Here is a 17,022-nt window from a genome sequence, read left to right on the forward strand (position 1 = left end):
TAAACTGGCGGTTGTACCGGAGCCACAGCACAGTGTTCCTGTCGCTGCCCCGCCTCCCGAGGTACATGCCGCCGTGATTCCCAAGCCTCCCGCTCCGTCCCCGAAGTCAGCCCGTTCACTCAAGCCCTGCACTGGCGGCAGCCGGAGCTGCGCTATCCGTACAGCGAAGCGGATGACCTGTACGCGCTGGGCGTGTGCCTGTACCGCGCGGCCACCGGGCACCTCCCGTTCTCCCCCGAGCTGGCGCCCGACCTGCTCACCGTGGTCATCACCACGCGACCGCCACCGTCACCCCGGGCGATCAATCCGCAGGTCCCGGAGCCGTTCGCCAGGGCCATCCTGCGGCTCCTGAAGAAGCAGCCGGAGCAGCGGCCGCGCACGGGTGTGCAGGCGCATGCGGAGCTGATGGAGGCCCTGCTGTCGGATGGTGATGCGTTCGAGGCGCGGCTCTTCGAGGAGGCCTCGGAGCGCATCCGGCGTCCCGCGTGGCCGTCGCAGCCCTATCCCGCGTCGGTGACGGAACCCATGGCACCGCCCGCGCCGCGCGCTTCGAGCCGGATCCACATGCTGGGTCTGGTGGTGTGCCTGGGGCTTGTGTTGGGGGGAGCTGGGACCTGGGGAGTCCTGGCGCATACAACCTCCAAGGTCCAGGAGAGGTTTTCCACCTCCACAGGTCATAAACTGGCGGTTGTACCGGAGCCACAGCACAGTGTTCCTGTCGCTGCCCCGCCTCCCGAGGTACATGCCGCCGTGATTCCCAAGCCTCCCGCTCCGTCCCCGAAGTCAGCCCGTTCACTCAAGCCCGCCGCGCTCGCCGCATGTATGGGAATGGCGTGCGTCACCGGTGCGCCCCTGGTGGATCGTCCGCAGCCGCCTTCCGAGGACTGCCCGATGGAGGCCGTTAAAGCCATGGAGAAGCTGGGCATCGCCGAGCTCCAGTGGGCCGGCGAGTTCGACCGCAAGTTCGCAGGCAAGAGTGTGACTGTTCGGGAGGGACGGGCGACCGTGTACACCGCCCAGACCTGGGGGCGTGTGAATGGTGGCACCCAGCTGACGGGAACGGTCTATGTCGGCACCCAGCGGGTCTACGGGCGCTTCACCCAACTACGGCACAAGAAGACCGGCGAAACCTATCCCGTCTGTATTGAGCTCGTGACGTTGGCGGACCGCCAGACAGGGCTCCCTCGCCTCAAAGGGGGTGATGAAGACACGGCAGTCGTCTCCAACGAGATCTCCCTTCGGAGCGTTCTTCGCTACGACGAGTAGTCGGAAGACACATGCTCCTGTTCCTCCTTCCGCTTCTTGCGACCGCGGATGCCGTGGCTCCGGAGCCACCCCAGACGTGTCAGCCCCTGGTGGGCATCTCCGCGCTGCTGTCCGAAGGGCTGCTGGATCAGAGGGGAGTCCAACCCCTGACGCTCGTGGTTCCTGCCCCGCCAGTTCCTGCGAGTGAAGCAGGGATTCTTCACATCGGGAGCTTCCGTTCGTTTCAGCGCGTCGCGGTGCTCATCGAATTCTCCGAAGGGGCGTCGCTGCCAGGCAGGGCTTTTCGGGCAACCCTGAGCGCTCCGGGTCTGCAAACCCTGACGGTCGTGCAGGTGCTCCAGATTGATGCGACACCAGAATCCGAAAAGGCACGGATCATCGTGGAGGCAGCGGCGACGGTGACGAGCGCTCGCGGCGTCTACACGTTGGAACTCCAGGACGCGGAGGGCCAGCGACTGCTCATCCTGCCCGGGGTGCGGTTTCCGCCCGCCTGAGCGCAGGGTTGCTGGCGCGGGCCTATCAACGCCCGACTTCGTCGCCGACCACGACCACCATCCACCCACCCACCTCCCACATGTGGGCCCCTGGCACCGTTCCGCTTCGGTATCCCGGGTCTGACTGGCAGGCCCCAGCTCCCCCGAGTGGGACCTGACCAGTCAAACCCGAAACCCATGCCGACTCTGGCGGGTGGGAGCCTTGCGAAAGGCCCCCCCGAACAGCTCCCCCCAAATCCACAGAGCCAGGGAGCCGGTGAGTCATGCAAAAAATCTTCGGGTTCGGTGGCGAGAGGGCACTTGGTCGGGGTGGGTGGCTCTACGCGTGACCTCTCGCTTCATCCCCCCAATCTCTTCATGCCAGTCCGCCCCGGGACTCAGAACGCCGTGGAGCGCGCGATCTGCTCCGTGCGCTCCACGTCCGACAGCACCTGCGCGAACTTCTCGCGGATCGCGTCGGGTGCATCCGGCCCCAGCGGGAGCCGCAGCGTCGGCACTCCCGCCAGGACCGCGTCCACGATGGCGCGAGCGGCCTTCACGGGATCGCCGGGCTGCGTGCCATTCGACTGCGTCGCGAACGTGCGCGTCAAGCCGACCGTCGGGGCGTACTCCGCCATCGCCGGCAGCGCCCGGTACGACGCGCCGAGGAGCTTCGTGCGGAACATGCCCGGCTCGACGATGAGCACCTTCACGCCCAACGGACCGACCTCCTTCGCGAGCGCTTCGGACAGCGCCTCCAGTGCATGCTTCGCCGCGCTGTAGGCCCCCGTGCCCGGATACGTGGTCATTCCCGCCACGCTCGTGAGCTGCACGAGGGTGCCCGAGCGACGCTCACGCATCTGCGGGAGCACGGCACGCGTCATCGCCACCGCGCCGAAGAACAGCGGCTCGAACGCGGCCCGCAGTTCCTCGTCACTCGTCTCCTCCACGGCGCCGAGCAGGGTGTAGCCCGCGTTGTTCACCAGCACGTCGATGCCGCCGAAGCGCTCCGTCGCCGCCGCCACGGCGCTCCGGACCTCGTCGGCCTTCGTCACATCCAACCGGACCGCGAGGACGCGGTCGGGGGCGCGTGCCACCAGGTCCTCCAGGGTGCGGGGGTCGCGTGCCGTCGCGACGACGCGTTCACCCCGTGCGAGCGCCTCCTCCACGATGCTGCGACCGAACCCCGACGACGAACCCGTGACGAACCAGACCCTGCCCTGTGCGTTCATGACTGCCTCCATGACCCACAAGCTACGGCCGGGCACTTCGCGCCGAAATGCGTCGTATCTGGATGCGCTTTGTAGCTACGCTAAAGAATGCGCGACGACCTCTCAGGCATCACAGCGCTGCTCGCAGTGGCGGAGAAACGGAGCTTCACCGCCGCGGCGACGCAACTGGGGGTCACCCCCTCGGCGGTGAGCCAGGCCCTCCGCGCCCTCGAGGAGCGCGTCGGCGTGCGGCTCCTCCAGCGCACCACGCGCAGCGTCGGGCTCACCGAGGCGGGCGCGCACTTCCTCTCCCGGCTTGAGCCCGCGATGAAGAGCGTGCACGAAGCCTTCGAGTCGCTCGGTGAGCTGCGCGACCGTCCCGCCGGAACCCTGCGGCTGACTGTTCCGCGCTACGGCTACCAGGAGGTGCTCGCACCCCGCCTCGCCGGGTTCCTTGCGGCCCACCCGGACATCCAGGTGGACATCCAACTGGACGACGCGCTCATCGACATCGTCAAGCAGGGCTTCGATGCGGGCCTCCGCATTGGCGAGCGGATGGAGCGCGAGATGATCGCCGTGCAGGTGAGCGATGACATCGCCATGAGCGTGGTGGGTTCACCGTCGTACTTCGCGACGCGCGGCAAACCCAGACACCCGCGCGACCTGCGCGAGCATCAGTGCATCAACTACCGCAGCCGGACGAGTGGGAGCCTCCACCGCTGGGAGCTCCTGGACAAGGGAAGGCGCATCGAGGTCGCGGTCGAAGGGCGCGTGTCCCTGGACGACGTGGACTTCATGGTGGACGCCGCGGTGTCCGGGCTGGGGCTCGCCTTCGTCCCGGAGAACCGCGTGCGCAAGCTGGTGGCGGAGAAGCAGCTCGTGCACGTGCTCGAACCGCACTGCCCCACCCTCCCGGGCTTCTTCCTCTACTACCCGAGCCGGGCGCACCTCCCGCTGAAGCTGAAGGCGCTCATCGACTACCTGAAGAAGGGCCGGCGCGGCACGGCGCGCTGAACCGCGGGCTCACGCCCCAAGGGCCAACGCAGGAGGAGTGAGCCACGGGGCGGCCAGCGCTTCGGCCTCCTCCAAGAGACGCAGGCGTCGGGCTTCGTCCAGCACCGGAGCCACCGTGCTTCGCGGGAGCGCGTCATACGTGCGCCCATCCAGCACCCGCCCCGTCGTCGCCTTGCGCACGCCGCCCCACTGCTTGAAGAAGAAGGCCACGCCCGCCGCGTCACACTGCTCGCGCAGCGAACGCACCCACGCCGGATCCAACGGCCTCGCCTTCGCGCCGCTCTCGCCTCCGACAATCACGCCGTCCACGCCCGTGAAGTCCACCCGGCCCAGGTCCTCCAGCAGCGGCTCCACCGACAGGAAGCGCGTCCGCGCCGGAGCCGCCCGCAGGTGCTCCACCCGGGGCAGACCGTAGCGCCGGTCCTCCACGCTCACGCCCCACCACACGTTCGGCAGCCTCGCCGCGAACGCGAGCCGCGTGGACAGCAACTGCTGCATCCGCTCGGAGCGCTTCGTCAGCACCTGGAACGTGTGCCAGTCCGCCAGCGCCATCACCCGCGCCACCGTCTCGATGTACGCCTCCGGCACCCCGTCCAGGAACAGGTCGCTCATCGAGTTCACGAACACGCGCTTGGACGCCTTCCAGCGCAGCGGCTCGGCGAGCTTCCCCGGAATCAACCGGAGGTCGAACCCCTGCGTGTACGGATGCCCCAGCACGCCCCGGAACCGCTCCGCGAACGTCTCCGCGTAGCAGTGCTTGCACCCCGGGCTCAGCTTCACGCAGCCGCGCACCGGGTTCCACGTCGCATCCGTCCACTCAATCTTGGAGTTGTCAGCCATGGCGTCCGGACGCAACACCCGGCCCGCCCACGTCCATCCCCCCGCGCCTACTTCGCCGGGGGCGTGACGGTGAGCGACTTCGCGCGCTTCTCCACCGCGCGCAGCGTGTCCAGCACCGCGTCCTTCTGGCCCACGTTCGCCAGGAACCCCGGGATGGAGCCCGCGGGATCCACCGTGAACTTGTACACGACCCAGGACCTCCCCTCCCCCTTCGCCTCCACCCTCCAGCTGCCCTCGTTCGTCCGCAGGCGCACCACGTCGCGGCGTGCCGGGAATGCGTCCGGCTCCGCCTTCCAGCGCTGCACGTACACGCCCGTCCCGTCCGGCGCGACCTTCGACTCCGTCACCACGTGCGAGATGTAGTCGCGCCCGGACACCACCGGCAGATCCAACCGCGTGTACGTCAGCCGCCCGCCGTCCTCCGTCGGCTTCACCACCCGCGACTCCTTCACGTACGGCATCCACAGCCGGTAGGACTCCGCGTCCTCCAACGCCGCCTGCGCCTGCGCCGCGCTCGCCTTCATCTCCCCTTCCGCCCAGATGTCCTTGACCTTGCTGCCCGGGCGCGCGCGCACCTTCACCACGTAGGGCTCCGTCGCCACCGTCTCCCACTCCTCCGCGCCCGCCACGCCCGCCATCAGCAGCACCGCCGCCGCCGCCACTCCGCCCCACCTTCGCGTCATTCCCACCATGCGACTGTCCTCCGGTCGCGCGTGCCCGGCCCCGGATGGCGCGCGCGTGTCACCCGTATCCCATCTTTCCGACACCTGGACGACTCACGGGCTGCCCTTAAACACACGGGCCACTCGACTTTGCTCGCGGGGCTTGGCAAGCCTTCATCCCATGCGTCCTCATCTCCCCGGTCCCCCGCCCGAGCGCGGCCTGTTCTGCAACCGCACCCTCAACATGCGCGCCATCAAGGCCGTGGGCTACGACATGGACTACACGCTCATCCACTACCGCGTGGAAGCGTGGGAGCGCCGCGCCTATGAGTATATTCGCGACCGGCTCGTCGAGCAGGGGTGGCCCGTCAGCGACCTGACGTTCGACCCGATGCTCGCCATCCGCGGCCTCATCATCGACACCGCGAAGGGCAACCTGCTCAAGGCCAACCGCTTCGGCTTCGTGAAGAAGGCCCTCCACGGCAGCCAGCCCATGGAGTTCGACGCCCAGCGCGAGGCCTACGCGCGCACCATCGTGGACCTGGCGGACCGCCGCTGGGTGTTCCTCAACACGCTCTTCTCCCTCTCCGAGGCCTGCATCTACGCGCAGCTCGTGGACCGCCTGGACGCGGGCCAGCTTCCCGGCCCCATGGGCTACGTGGACCTCTACGAGCACGTGCGCAAGAACCTGGACGCCACCCACATGCAGGGGGCCCTCAAGGCGGAGATCATCGCGGACCCGGAGCGCTACGTCATCGATGATCCGGAGACGCCGCTCGCGCTCCTGGACCAGAAGAACGCCGGCAAGAAGCTGCTGCTCATCACCAACAGCGAGTGGGCCTACACCGAGCCCATGATGCACTTCGCCTTCGACAAGCACCTGCCCGACGGCATGACCTGGCGCCAGCTCTTCGACGTCGTCATCGTCAGCGCGCGCAAGCCGGAGTTCTTCACCACCCGCTCCACCCTCTTCGAGGTCGTGGAGGTGAATGGAGAGGCGCTGCTCCGGCCGCACTCGGGGCCCCTCAATCGCAACAAGCCCTACTTCGCCGGCAGCGCGCTGGAGCTGGAGCGGCACCTGGGCCTGTCCGGTGATGAGATCCTCTACGTGGGCGACCACATGTTCGGCGACGTGCACGTCACCAAGAACGTGCTGCGCTGGCGCACCGCGCTCATCCTGCGCGAGCTGGAGGACGAGGTGCGCGCCATCGCCAGCTTCCGCGCCACGGAGCTGCGCATCGGCGAGCGCATGCTCCACAAGGAGCGCCTGGAGGACGAGAGCTGCCAGGTGCGGCTGGAGCTGCAACGCCGCCGCTACCACTACGGTCCGCGCACCGACAAGGCAGAGAGCGAGCTCGTCACCCGCCTGACCGAGCTGCGCGCGGAGGTGGAGGCCCTGGACGCCGAAATCGGTCCCATGGCCCGCGCCGCCAGCGAGATGTCCAACCCCCTCTGGGGCCTGCTCACCCGCGCCGGCAACGACAAGAGCCACCTGGCGCGGCAGGTGGAGCGCTACGCGGACATCTACACGTCGCGCGTGAGCAACTTCCTCTTCGCCACGCCGTTCGTCTACCTGCGCAGCCCGCGCGGCAGCCTCCCGCACGACCCCAGCTTCCCCGGCGGCACGCCCGTGTTCCCCTCCGGCGACGGCGCGGGCAACGGGCCCACCACCGAGTAGTGGGGGCCCGTGCCGTAGTGCCGTACCTCGCCGTGCTGGCGCCTACTGCGTGAGGCGCCAGAGCGCCTGCAGGTCCGCGGGCAGGTTGCTGGCGACCTTGTCCGCCTCGCCTTCGGAGATCTGATCCTGGAACGCGCGCAGCACCGCGCGCACCACCAGCTCCGCGTGGTCCACGGGCATCTCCAGGTCCTCCGCCACGGACTCCACCAGCGCCTCCCGGCCGAAGCGCTGGAGGCGAGGCGTGCGCTCTTCCAGGGGTGGCAGGAAGGCCACCAGCAGGCGCGGCAGCTGGGCCTCCAGGTTGCGCGCGCCCTCCGGGAGGATGCGGCGCTCCAGGGCGCCCAACACCGACACGGCGGCGGACTCGGCGAGCTTCGGCGGCAGGCCGCTCACCTCCGTCAGGTGCTTGAGGAACGCGGCATAGGTGGCGCGCAGGTGGGCGTCGTGGCGACGCTCGTGTCGCGCTTGCTTCTCAGCTTCGGTTTCGTGGGCCTGGGCCATGGGCACACCTCCGGTAAGGGGCGGTAAGGGGCTCCCACAAGTTGCTCACCCCACCGGCCGTTGGCGCCCACCCAGCCGCCGTGCCCCCGCCGGTAACGCTCCCACCGCCGCCTGCCCACCGGCGGAAATACCTCTCAAGTGCCCGGAGTTACTGAACATGTGTCCAGACCTCCGAACGGAGGGGGACCTGGCGAGCAGGCGCGTGGAACGGCCATGTCAGACCCCTCCCGTATGAATGATCGCGTGAGCCACTCGACCCCGCCGTCGTCATCGTCGCGAGTCCTGGAGCAGCGCAACCTCCTGGGAGGCCTCGACCTCCTGCCCGTGATGGGCAGCCGCAAGCGCGCGCGCCAGTTCCACGTGTCCACGGAGCGGAAGCTGGGCTTCGCGGCGGCGCTGGCGCTGGTGGTGGAGCACGGGCGCGAGAAGGCCAAGGAGACGGGCACCACGTCGATGACGCGCTGCCCGCGCTGCGGCCACACGGGGCCCACGGAGCAGGACTTCGGCTTCCGCATCATGAGCCGGGGTCAGCGCCGTCCGCAGTCCTGGTGCCGGGGCTGCCGGGGTCAGCACCTGGAGCCTACGGTGAACACCTCCGCGCCCCGCCCCGAGGACGGCTGGCTGTTCCCGCCGGAGACCGTGGGCAAGCAGAAGGCCCGGCCGGACGCCAAGGTCAGCAAGCCCAAGGCGAAGAAGCGCGCCCGCACGCGCAGCAACGACGACCTCACCTGAGCGGCTGACGTCCCGCGCCGCCCAAGCGCCTGTTGGCTGCACGGCCCTGGAGCGTCCCCCTGGCCCCGCCCTTGATCAGGGATGGCACCGCCTTCCAGGGTCCCTACCTCTTGGGAACAGGAGGAGTTCCATGGCCGTGCGGACCCAAGAGACAGGCATCAAGAACAAGCGACGTGTGGATGCGCGGGCGGCCCAGCCCAGCATGCAGGCCAAGAAGGCGCGCCCGACGCTGCCGCATGACGAGGCGGCGCAGCTGCGCAAGGCGAAGGACCTGAAGCGGGTGACGCTGGGCCCGGCCGCCGAGCACCACGGCCCCAAGCGCAACAACCGGGGCACGGGGCTGCGAGGCCGCAAGAAGGCGCCCAGCCAGATCCACATCAAGAACGCGGGTGGACCGCATGAGCGCTCCCCGCTGCACGGGGGCTGATCCGCGCGTCACGCCACGCTCGAGCCCGGGCTTGAAAAGACGACGCCCCGCTGCGGAAGGCGGTTCCCCTGTTTCGGGGACCGCCCTCCATGGCGGGGCGCGGTGCTTCTGGAGGGGGGTGGAGCGCCGGTCAGTAACCGACGTAGCCGCTGCCGTTCTGCAGGTTCTTCACGCCCGGGACGTTGGACACCGAGCCGTAGCGGTCCACCGCGTAGCGGACGGCCGCGATGATGTTGTCCACCGGGTTGCGGATGTTGTCGTGGCCCGGGAGCTTGTGCGCGTCGAACGTCGGCTGGATGGTCTGCATCAGGCCGATGGACGGGGTGCCTTTCTGCGCGTTGGAGTCCCAGTTGTTGATGGCGTTCGGGTTGCCGCTGGACTCGTGCTGGATGATGGCCGCGATGGCCTGGGGGTCCATCTTCTCCGCCGGGATGCCGTTGGCCTTGAGGATGTCCGTCGCCTGCTTGATCCAATCACCGACCTGGCCGGGGGGCATGTCGCCCACGGGCTGCGCGCCGGTGGAGCCTTCGGTCTGCTGGGGCTTGGAGCCGCCCGTGAGGTCCGGGCCCTTGGCGCCGGTGCCCTGCGCCTGGAAGTCGTCCTTGCTGCCCGGGATGGTGAGCTTCGCGTCGGCGTAGATGAGGTCGGCGTTCTTGATGTTGGGGTTCGCCTTCATCAGCGCGCCCACATCCGTGTTGTGCCGCTTCGCGATGCTGCTCAGCGTGTCGCCTGACTTGATCCGGTAGTCGCTCATGGGGGGAGAGGACCTTGTGATTGCCGTAGACGGTAGATGCTGGATTCTCTGGAGCTGACTTCCGGAGTTGCGCCTACATTTGCGTTTCTGTGGGTGCTTTCACGCGGAGTCATCCCTGGACCGACACCGTGAAGTTCTTGGACGGGACTGTCGGCGGAGCAGCCCGAGGAGGACGCCCCCCATGCCGCCCAGGGCTCCCGGTGCCTGGGCGCAGCCCCCGCCCGAGTCCGGCGGGCCGTCCCCGGGGGTCGGCGGATCCACGGCGGCCTCGCAGGGGGTGAAGCAGCGGCACGCGGCGTCCCCCTCCACCTCCAGCCGGGCGCAAACGCCCTGCGCGCCACACGCGGCGTCCTCCGAACAGGCCGCCCCGAAGGTCCCGGCCTGGAGCGCGGGCAGCAGGCACCGGGCGGGGGCGTCCCCGGCGGCGACGCAGAGGAGGCCGGCGGGGCACTCGGCGTCGGTGGCGCAGGCCTCCTGGCAGAGGGCGTCCAGGGCGAGCGGCGCGGGTCCGGCCGGAGGCGGGCCAGCTTCGAGGAAGGGACGGAGGAAGTCCTCCAGCGCGTCCACCCGCACCTGGACCGCCTCCGAACGGCAGGCCACGTCCCCGCTCACCGTGAGGCCCCAGAGCACCTCGGTGCCCGGGTCCCCCTCGGGGGTTCCCAGCACCGGGCCCCCGCTGTCGCCCACGCAGCTCATCCCCGGGGCGGGTCCCGCCTGGAAGGAGGCCGGGGCCACGCCCGTCACCTGGAGCTGCCCCTGGCGCCGCTGGCCCGGGGGCCGGGCCGCGTCCTTCGTGTCCCCGTAGCCCACCGCCCGCACGGAGCTGCCCACCGCCACCGGGGTGCCGGTCGCCTCCGGCAGGCGGAAGGGTGGGAGGCCGTTCACCGGGGTCGCCAGCCGCAGGAGGGCCGCGTCGTAGGCATGCGTGGCCGGGACATGGGCGGGGTGGGCCACCGCCCGGGTGACGCGCACGAACCGGCCTCCCGCCGCGGGCTCCGGGAGCAGCGTGGGGCCGAGGAAGACCTCGTAGGGCCCCTCCGCCCCGAACACGGACAGGCAGTGCGCCGCCGTCAGCACCACGTCCGGGGCGATGAGGGCCCCCGAGCAGAGGAGGACTGGCGGCTCCCCGCCACAGCGCGTGCGCCGGGCCACGAGCGCCACCGCGGCGGCGTCCCCGGGCGCGTCCGTGCCCTGGACGATGGGCCGGGCCTGGGAGGCAGGGACGGGCTCTGGCGGGTAGGACACGGGCAGGCAGGCAGGCAACAGCAGCCCCACGAGCGCAACCCCTCCAAGGGGTCGGCATCTGCTGGGGATGCGGACGGACGCGGTGGACCGTTTCGCCATGGGGCGCATCCTAGGCAACAGCGGGTCGTGGGAATGGCGAAGCGCCCGCGTTACCTTGCCTTGGGGGGTCGTGAAGCGGATAGAGTCCGGTGCACGTCTCCCTGCCTGGCTGGCCAGAAGGCGTGCTTCATGACGCTTTTGGGGCAGAAGGCCTACCGTCCCGATCGGGAGTCGGACAGGCTGACTGCCGTACATACCGTAGGGCCTGCCACTTTGAAGGGCCCGCCACATCTTCACGGGTGGTGGGTCTGCAACCCTTTTTGGAGGATGTTCACATCATTCGCGAACAGAGAAACAGTCGCGGTCCCAACAGGGACCAGAGAACCAACCGCCGCATCCGCGCGCGGGAAGTCCGTGTCGTGGGCTCCGATGGTTCGCAGCTCGGGGTCATGACCATCGAGGCCGCCCTGGAGCGGTCCCGAACCGAAGGGCTCGACCTCGTCGAAGTCAGCCCCATGGCCAAGCCGCCGGTCTGCAAGATCATGGACTACGGCAAGTTCAAGTACGAGGAGAAGAAGAAGGCCTCGGACGCGAAGCGCACGCAGGTCGTCATCCAGCTCAAGGAAGTGAAGCTCCGTCCCAAGACGGAGGAGCACGACTACGAGTTCAAGGTGCGCAACACGCGCCGGTTCATCGAAGAAGGCAACAAGGCCAAGGTCGTCATCCAGTTCCGTGGGCGTGAAATCACGCACAAGGAGTTGGGCAGCGCCATCCTCGATGACGTCGTCAAGGACCTGAAGGACGTGGCCGTCGCCGAGCAGATGCCGCGCATGGAAGGCCGGCAGATGTTCATGATCCTCGCGCCCACGCCGAAGGTCGCGCAGAAGGCCCGTGAGCTCGCTCGCCAGGCCGCCGCGGCCGCTCGCAAGGCCTCGCCGCCGAGCCAGAAGAAGCCGCACCCGGAAGGTGGCCATCACCCGGCCGCGGAAGGTGCCGCCTCCACCGCGCCCGTCGATGCCGACGACGCTGACACGGGCGACGACGACGATACGGACGACGCGCCGGACACCGCGACCGCTCCTCCGACGACGACGACGTAGGCCGCTCGCGCGAACGGACTTCGCGTCTCCCCTCCCCGGGAGACGCGCCCACGGGCGGTGCCCCTCGGGAGGACTCCCGGGGACCCCGCCCGCGCGCATCGTCCCTTCTGCCCCTGAAGGCCCGCGCTAGAAGCGCAGGGCCCGGGTGCGGAGGCGACGCCCCAATTCCATCAAGCTCAAGGTCATCAGCACCGCGAACATCGCGCTGGCACCGCCACACCCGGCGGCCATCGCCTGCTCGGACGGGCCCGTCAGGGCGCTGCCCAGCGTGCCAGGGCCCTCCGGCGTCGGGCCGGGCGAGGACGGTCCGCCGGAGCCTCCGGTGGCCGCGACGCGAGCGTCCCCACGCTCGGCCTCACCCGCCGCCTCCACCTGCTTCGCGGCCACCGCGCCGGACTTGAGCGACGACGAGCTGGTGGAGAAGAACGACACCCGGTTGCCGGAGCCGGACGAGGGCTCGATGCCGAACAAGGCCACCAGCGGCACCCCCGAGGGCAGCACCTCCGGCACCGCCGGGTAGCCCGCGAAGCCGGACACCGACGCCAGCTCCTTGCCCGCCCCCGGCTTGCCGCTGGAGGACAGCGCGCGGACCCACAGCCGGTAGCCGCTGCCGTCGCTCCGGGGCTCGTTGTAGAAGAGGTACAGGCTGCTGCCCACGCGGGTGAGCGCCGGCTGCGAGGCCCAGTCCCCGCGCTCGAGCACGCGCACCGCGGATCCGAACCCGCCGCCGTCGAAGCGGCGGTACACCAGGCGTTCGGAGTTGTCCTTGTAGACCAGGTGCAGGCCGCCCTTCCCGTCCGCCACCGCGCTCAGCGCCGCGCCGTGATAGATGCCGTCGGAGAAGGCGGTGCGCGTGGAGGACCAGGAGGACAGCGACGCGCTGTCGTCGCGGATCCGGTAGCGCGTGCTGTCGGAGCCGCTGTGGGAGCTCCACAGCATCATCATGCGGCTGCCCAGGTGCACCAGCCGGCCACCCCCGCGCTTGGAGATGTCGCGCGCGAGCGCGGACTGTTCGCGGAAGGTGGAGCCGCCGTCGGTGCTGACCGCGATGCTCAGCGTGTTGCTGGAGTCCTTCTCGCGGAAGAAGGCCTGCACCCACAGCCGGCCCTTCGAGTCCCGCGCCAGCTCCGCCCGGTAGTACGCGGTGCTGGAGCTGGTGGAGTCGAAGACGCGCACGGGGGACTCAGGGCTCCAGCGGCCCTTCGAGGAGCTGTAGCGCCACCACTGGAAGTACACGTCCCGGCTGCTGGAGCCGCCAATGCCCTGGCTGTCCGGCGTCTCCACCGCGTAGACGAGCGCCACGTCCCGGCCCACCACGATGAGGTCCGCGCGGTCGTAGGTGGAGCCGTCGTGGATGACGCCCTCCAGCTTCCAGCTGCCGCCGCCGTTGTCGCTGCGGAACATGCGCAGCCCGTGTCCGTCGTGTCCGCCCTGTTGCACCGCCGCGAGCAGCACGGAGCCTTCGCTGCGGGACACCCGGACGATGTGCCGGTGCGCGGGCAGCGTCAGCGCGTTGCCTCCCCGCACCGGAATGGCCGTGGGCGGTGTCGCGGCCGTCATGCCCGTCAGTAGCAGTCCCGTGAGTACCGCCCAACCCATGCCTGTTCCCCTCCGTTGGATTCCTGGCGGAGAAACTGGTGGGTGGGGTGGGGCTAAAGAAGGTGGGTAAAACAGGTGACGCCTGCCCGCCTGCTCTCCGGAGGGAGCCCCCGCAGAAGCGTTGCGCGCGGCGAAGCGTCGTTTGGCGGACGGCGGGCGCGGGGCGGCTTCAGCCTCGCGCCGCGCTCCGTCCACCGATGTGCGCTCCCGCGTCGGGCGGCAGCCGGCGGAAGAGCGGGCCGGCCAGCGACGACATCAGGCCGATGGCGAGGAAGGGCAGCAGGAAGCGGTCCGGCGTGAGGCGCACGTCCCCGCCGCCCCGGGCCACGTGCAGCATCAGGCCGCCGAAGCTGATGCCCACGCTCAGCGCCATCTGCTGCGTCACCACCGCCAGCGTGGACGCGCTGCTCACCGACTCCCGGGGGAGGTCCGCGTACGCCACCGTGTTGGTGGCGGTGAACTGCAGCGAGCGCATGAAGCCGCTGAAGATGAGCGTGCCGATGATGAACGGGATGGGTGTGCCGGCGCGGAAGAAGGCGGGCACGGCCGTCAGCGCGGCGGTGAGCAGGTTGGAGGTGACGAGCGTCTTGCGGAAGCCCACGCGCCGGATGAGCGCGGGCGCCACCGGCTTGCACGCGAAGGCCCCCATCCCCGTGCCGATGGTGACGAGCCCCGCCTCCAGCGGCCCCCAACCCAGGCCCACCTGGAAAAGCAGCGGCAAGAGGAACGGCGTCGCCCCCAGGCCGATGCGGACCAGCGCCCCGCCCATCATGCTGGCGCGGAAGGTGTCCACGCGGAACAGGCGCAGGTCCAGCACCGGACGCGGCGTGCGCAGCGCGTGCCGCACGTAGGCCGCCAGCATCCCCAGGGCCACCACCGTGATGCCCAGCTGCAAGGGCCACGGGACGAGCCCGATGCCCACCGTCTCCGCCGCGAGCATCAGCGTCGTGATGGCGACCACGGCCAGCGCGAAGCCCTTCTTGTCGAAGGGGCCGGGGTCCGGCTGCTCCAGCGCGGGCACGAAGCGCGCCACGGCCCACATGCCCAGCAGGCCCACCGGCACGTTGATGAAGAAGATCCACGGCCAGTCCGCGACGCCCAGGATGAGGCCCGCGAGCGGCGGACCCATCAGCGGCCCCACGAGCGCGGGCATGGTGAACCAGCTCATCGCGGACACCAGCTTCTCGCGAGGCGCCGCGTTGACGACGATGAGCCTCCCCACGGGCGTCATCAGCGCGCCGCCCAGGCCCTGCACGGTGCGGAAGACCACCAGCTGCGCGAGCGACTGCGAGAAGCCGCACAGCACGGAGCCCAGCAGGAACACCGCCATGGCCCACATGAAGACGCGGCGCGGGCCGTAGCGGTCGGCGATCCACCCGCTCGCCGGCGCGAGCACCGCCAGCGCGAGGATGTACGACGTCAGCGCGAGCTTGAGGTGGACCGGGTCGGTGCCGAAGGCCACGGACAGCGTGGGCAGCGCGGTGGACAGCGCCGTGGAGTCCAGGAACTCCATGAACAGCGCACTGGCCACCGCGACGGATGCGAGCCGGGAGCCTCGGGTGGACGTGGGCCCGGAAGACCCGGTGGATGCGGTCGCGGTGGAGACGGACACGGCCTTTTCTATGCGCACGCCGCGCCGTGCCTGTCACGCACGCCCGGCCGGAGACCTCACGAATCCGAAGCGAGCGTGCTCACGGTGCACAGGGCAGACACCCTCACCGCGAAGGTCGAGCTCGGCAACCTGTAGGACAGTCGGACAGGCACCCCGCATCGGGCGACTTCAGGGCTCCGGCGGTTCGTTCCGGGCGGCTTCGCTCAGGGTGCGGGCCTCTTCGCGCAGCTCGTCCAACCGGACGCGGTGGCGCTGGAGCAGCGCGTCCACCTGTTCGACGCGGGCCTTGTCCCCCCGCGCCCGGGCCTCCTGCTTCTCCCCCTCCAACCGCGTGACGTCCCGCCCCAGCAGCGACGTGATGTGCTCCGTCTTCTCAAGCTTCCAGCGCGCCGTCCGCGGCTGCTCCTCCACGATGGGGTCGTTCGGCTGCGCGGGCGCGTTCGCCACCTCCGGCTCCGGCGGCACGTCTCCGGGCGCGGGCGGCACCACCGTGGCAGCGGGCTGCGCGGGCCCGGGCGTCCGCACCGGCACCGCGCGCCTCGGCGCGACGTCCGCCGCCGTCACGGGCGCCGCGACGGGCACGGTGGACGCAGGCACGGACAGGGGCTGTTCCTGGCGAGCCGGCCACGGCGCCACGGCGAGCAGCGCGGCCACCAGCACGCCCGCGCCTCCCCACATCACCCGTTCACGGCTTCGCATCGTCCGCACTCCCGTCGCGCACGCCCATCACAACCGCAAGCGCCAGCGCTCGGCCTGACGCTCCACCCGGAAGAAGAACGGCTCCGCGCGCTCCTTGCCTCCCTGCGACACGCGCGCCCGCACGAGCACCGCGTCCGGGTCGCGGCCATCCACCTTCGCCTCGACGACGTCCACCAGGTGCAGGTCGTGCTCGCGCAGGTCCTTCACGGTGTCCTCGCACGAGGGCAGGCCTTCGCCCGTCACCAGCAGCGGGCCCAGCACCGCGCAGTCCCCGGAGGGCAGGGCCTGGAAGAAGCGGCGCACCGCCGCCTCCCCGGCCTCCGCCTTCGAGGACGCCGTGGACGTGCAGGCGAGCGCGGCGAGCCACAGCCCCACCGCCCCCGCCGTGTATCGCGCCGCGCGTCCCATCCGGCTCAGTAGCAGTTGGGCGCGAACAGCTCGTCGTCCGTCGCGGACACGAACTGGTCGTCGCAGTAGCCGCTCGCCAGCATGTGCCCGTTGCGCACGCAGCCGTCGTGGTTCGTCGCGTCCAGCGTGTACTGCGTGTCACCGCCGCAGCCGCTGCCGCTGCGGCCGAAGCAGTTGCCCATCACCTTGGGGCGCGACCAGTGGTCCGGCTCACCGCACACCCAGGTGCTGCCATTGAGGTAGTACTCGTCCCCGCTGCACGTCGTGTGGTCGCCCAGCTGGGCAATCTGCTGGTTGCGCGCGTTGTCGAAGCCACCGTTGTAGCAGTCGTGCTTCGCGTACGAGTACCAGTTGTACACGCCACCGCAGCTGCCGGTGTTGCTGCCCCCGCACTTCGCGTAGCTGCACAGCATCGTGTAGCCGCGGCCCTGCTCGCCCATCACGGTGCGCTTGAGCGTGACGCTCGTGGGCTGCTGGGCCCACATGCCCACCGCGCGCCGCAGGTACATGGCCTCCGGCGCCGCCGCGTCACCCGCGGGCAGGCCCTGGTTGAGCGCCTGGTAGAAGGCCGCCAGCACCTCGCGGTCCGCGTCCACCACCTGCGTGTCCTGCGCGTTCGCGTCCGCGAAGCCGTCCAGCGTGGACACCCCGGAGGCCGGGTCCAGCAGGCCCGTGAGCGTCAGCTCCCGCAGGCGCACCTCCAGCCGGTACACCCCGGGCTCCACCTCCCGCGAGGCGAAGGACACCGACCGGCCCCCCTGC

Annotated in this window: 18 protein-coding genes; 7 read left to right on the top strand and 11 right to left on the bottom strand. The window is 70.2% G+C overall.

Going from position 1 to position 17,022, the window contains the following annotated elements; all coding sequences use genetic code 11:
- Positions 1-192 precede the first annotated feature (192 nt).
- Positions 193-1,266 (top strand): serine/threonine-protein kinase, encoded by a 1,074-nt coding sequence (locus D7X12_RS27300; RefSeq protein ID WP_120628201.1) that lies wholly within the window; start codon positions 193-195, stop codon positions 1,264-1,266.
- An 89-nt stretch (positions 1,267-1,355) separates the two neighbouring features.
- Positions 1,356-1,760 (top strand): DUF2381 family protein, encoded by a 405-nt coding sequence (locus tag D7X12_RS27305; protein WP_158620129.1) that lies wholly within the window; start codon positions 1,356-1,358, stop codon positions 1,758-1,760.
- A gap of 377 nt (positions 1,761-2,137) precedes the next feature.
- Here D7X12_RS27305 and D7X12_RS27310 read toward each other — a convergent pair whose 3' ends face one another.
- Positions 2,138-2,971, bottom strand: a complete 834-nt coding sequence (locus D7X12_RS27310) for an oxidoreductase (RefSeq protein ID WP_120628203.1) — start codon at positions 2,969-2,971, stop codon at positions 2,138-2,140.
- Between the two features lie 87 nt (positions 2,972-3,058).
- Here D7X12_RS27310 and D7X12_RS27315 point away from each other — a divergent pair, with 87 nt between their 5' ends.
- Positions 3,059-3,964 (top strand): LysR family transcriptional regulator, encoded by a 906-nt coding sequence (locus D7X12_RS27315; protein ID WP_120628204.1) that lies wholly within the window; start codon positions 3,059-3,061, stop codon positions 3,962-3,964.
- Positions 3,965-3,973: 9 nt separating this feature from the next.
- Here the strand turns inward: D7X12_RS27315 and D7X12_RS27320 are convergent, their stop codons facing one another.
- Together D7X12_RS27320 and D7X12_RS27325 are read right to left on the bottom strand one after the other, a co-directional pair.
- Entirely contained in the window at positions 3,974-4,804 is an 831-nt protein-coding gene (locus D7X12_RS27320; protein ID WP_120628205.1) for a DUF5131 family protein, read from the bottom strand.
- A 47-nt stretch (positions 4,805-4,851) separates the two neighbouring features.
- Positions 4,852-5,496: an START domain-containing protein gene (locus tag D7X12_RS27325; RefSeq protein ID WP_120628206.1), complete on the bottom strand. Its 645-nt coding sequence runs from the start codon at positions 5,494-5,496 to the stop codon at positions 4,852-4,854.
- 151 nt (positions 5,497-5,647) lie between these two features.
- On the opposite strand from D7X12_RS27325, the gene D7X12_RS27330 reads away from it, so the two are divergent.
- Complete coding sequence (locus tag D7X12_RS27330) at positions 5,648-7,144, top strand: HAD-IG family 5'-nucleotidase (protein WP_120628207.1); 1,497 nt, start codon at positions 5,648-5,650, stop codon at positions 7,142-7,144.
- Positions 7,145-7,186: 42 nt separating this feature from the next.
- On the opposite strand, the gene D7X12_RS27335 is transcribed toward D7X12_RS27330, so the two are convergent.
- On the bottom strand, positions 7,187-7,645 hold the full coding sequence (locus tag D7X12_RS27335; RefSeq protein ID WP_120628208.1) for a DUF2267 domain-containing protein: 459 nt from the start codon (positions 7,643-7,645) through the stop codon (positions 7,187-7,189).
- Positions 7,646-7,888: 243 nt separating this feature from the next.
- On the opposite strand from D7X12_RS27335, the gene D7X12_RS27340 reads away from it, so the two are divergent.
- Both D7X12_RS27340 and D7X12_RS27345 read left to right on the top strand, forming a co-directional pair.
- On the top strand, positions 7,889-8,377 hold the full coding sequence (locus tag D7X12_RS27340) for a hypothetical protein (RefSeq protein ID WP_439329398.1): 489 nt from the start codon (positions 7,889-7,891) through the stop codon (positions 8,375-8,377).
- A gap of 130 nt (positions 8,378-8,507) precedes the next feature.
- Positions 8,508-8,804 (top strand): hypothetical protein, encoded by a 297-nt coding sequence (locus tag D7X12_RS27345; protein ID WP_120628210.1) that lies wholly within the window; start codon positions 8,508-8,510, stop codon positions 8,802-8,804.
- A 130-nt stretch (positions 8,805-8,934) separates the two neighbouring features.
- Here the strand turns inward: D7X12_RS27345 and D7X12_RS27350 are convergent, their stop codons facing one another.
- Both D7X12_RS27350 and D7X12_RS27355 read right to left on the bottom strand, forming a co-directional pair.
- The gene (locus tag D7X12_RS27350; RefSeq protein ID WP_120628211.1) at positions 8,935-9,558 is read right to left on the bottom strand and encodes a transglycosylase SLT domain-containing protein; all 624 of its coding nucleotides are present in this window, start codon (positions 9,556-9,558) and stop codon (positions 8,935-8,937) included.
- 99 nt (positions 9,559-9,657) lie between these two features.
- A complete protein-coding gene (locus D7X12_RS27355; RefSeq protein ID WP_244224807.1) occupies positions 9,658-10,833 on the bottom strand; it encodes a S1 family peptidase in 1,176 nt (391 codons plus the stop codon).
- Positions 10,834-11,177: 344 nt separating this feature from the next.
- Here D7X12_RS27355 and infC point away from each other — a divergent pair, with 344 nt between their 5' ends.
- The gene (gene infC / locus D7X12_RS27360) at positions 11,178-11,942 is read left to right on the top strand and encodes a translation initiation factor IF-3 (protein ID WP_120628216.1); all 765 of its coding nucleotides are present in this window, start codon (positions 11,178-11,180) and stop codon (positions 11,940-11,942) included.
- Between the two features lie 126 nt (positions 11,943-12,068).
- On the opposite strand, the gene D7X12_RS27365 is transcribed toward infC, so the two are convergent.
- From D7X12_RS27365 to D7X12_RS27385, 5 genes are all read right to left on the bottom strand, one after another.
- The gene (locus D7X12_RS27365) at positions 12,069-13,541 is read right to left on the bottom strand and encodes a sialidase family protein (RefSeq protein ID WP_147443820.1); all 1,473 of its coding nucleotides are present in this window, start codon (positions 13,539-13,541) and stop codon (positions 12,069-12,071) included.
- A 169-nt stretch (positions 13,542-13,710) separates the two neighbouring features.
- Positions 13,711-15,054 carry a DHA2 family efflux MFS transporter permease subunit gene (locus D7X12_RS27370; protein ID WP_244224808.1) on the bottom strand — a complete coding sequence of 448 codons (1,344 nt, stop codon included), beginning with the start codon at positions 15,052-15,054 and terminating at the stop codon, positions 13,711-13,713.
- A gap of 267 nt (positions 15,055-15,321) precedes the next feature.
- The gene (locus tag D7X12_RS27375) at positions 15,322-15,852 is read right to left on the bottom strand and encodes a hypothetical protein (RefSeq protein ID WP_147443821.1); all 531 of its coding nucleotides are present in this window, start codon (positions 15,850-15,852) and stop codon (positions 15,322-15,324) included.
- A 27-nt stretch (positions 15,853-15,879) separates the two neighbouring features.
- Positions 15,880-16,260, bottom strand: coding sequence for a hypothetical protein (locus D7X12_RS27380; protein ID WP_120628215.1), 381 nt, complete (start codon positions 16,258-16,260; stop codon positions 15,880-15,882).
- Between the two features lie 5 nt (positions 16,261-16,265).
- Positions 16,266-17,022 (bottom strand): hypothetical protein (locus D7X12_RS27385; protein ID WP_120628218.1); only part of this gene is annotated, 757 nt, incomplete at its 5' end.

The sequence above is a fragment of the Corallococcus sicarius genome (assembly GCF_003611735.1).
Taxonomy (GTDB): domain Bacteria; phylum Myxococcota; class Myxococcia; order Myxococcales; family Myxococcaceae; genus Corallococcus; species Corallococcus sicarius.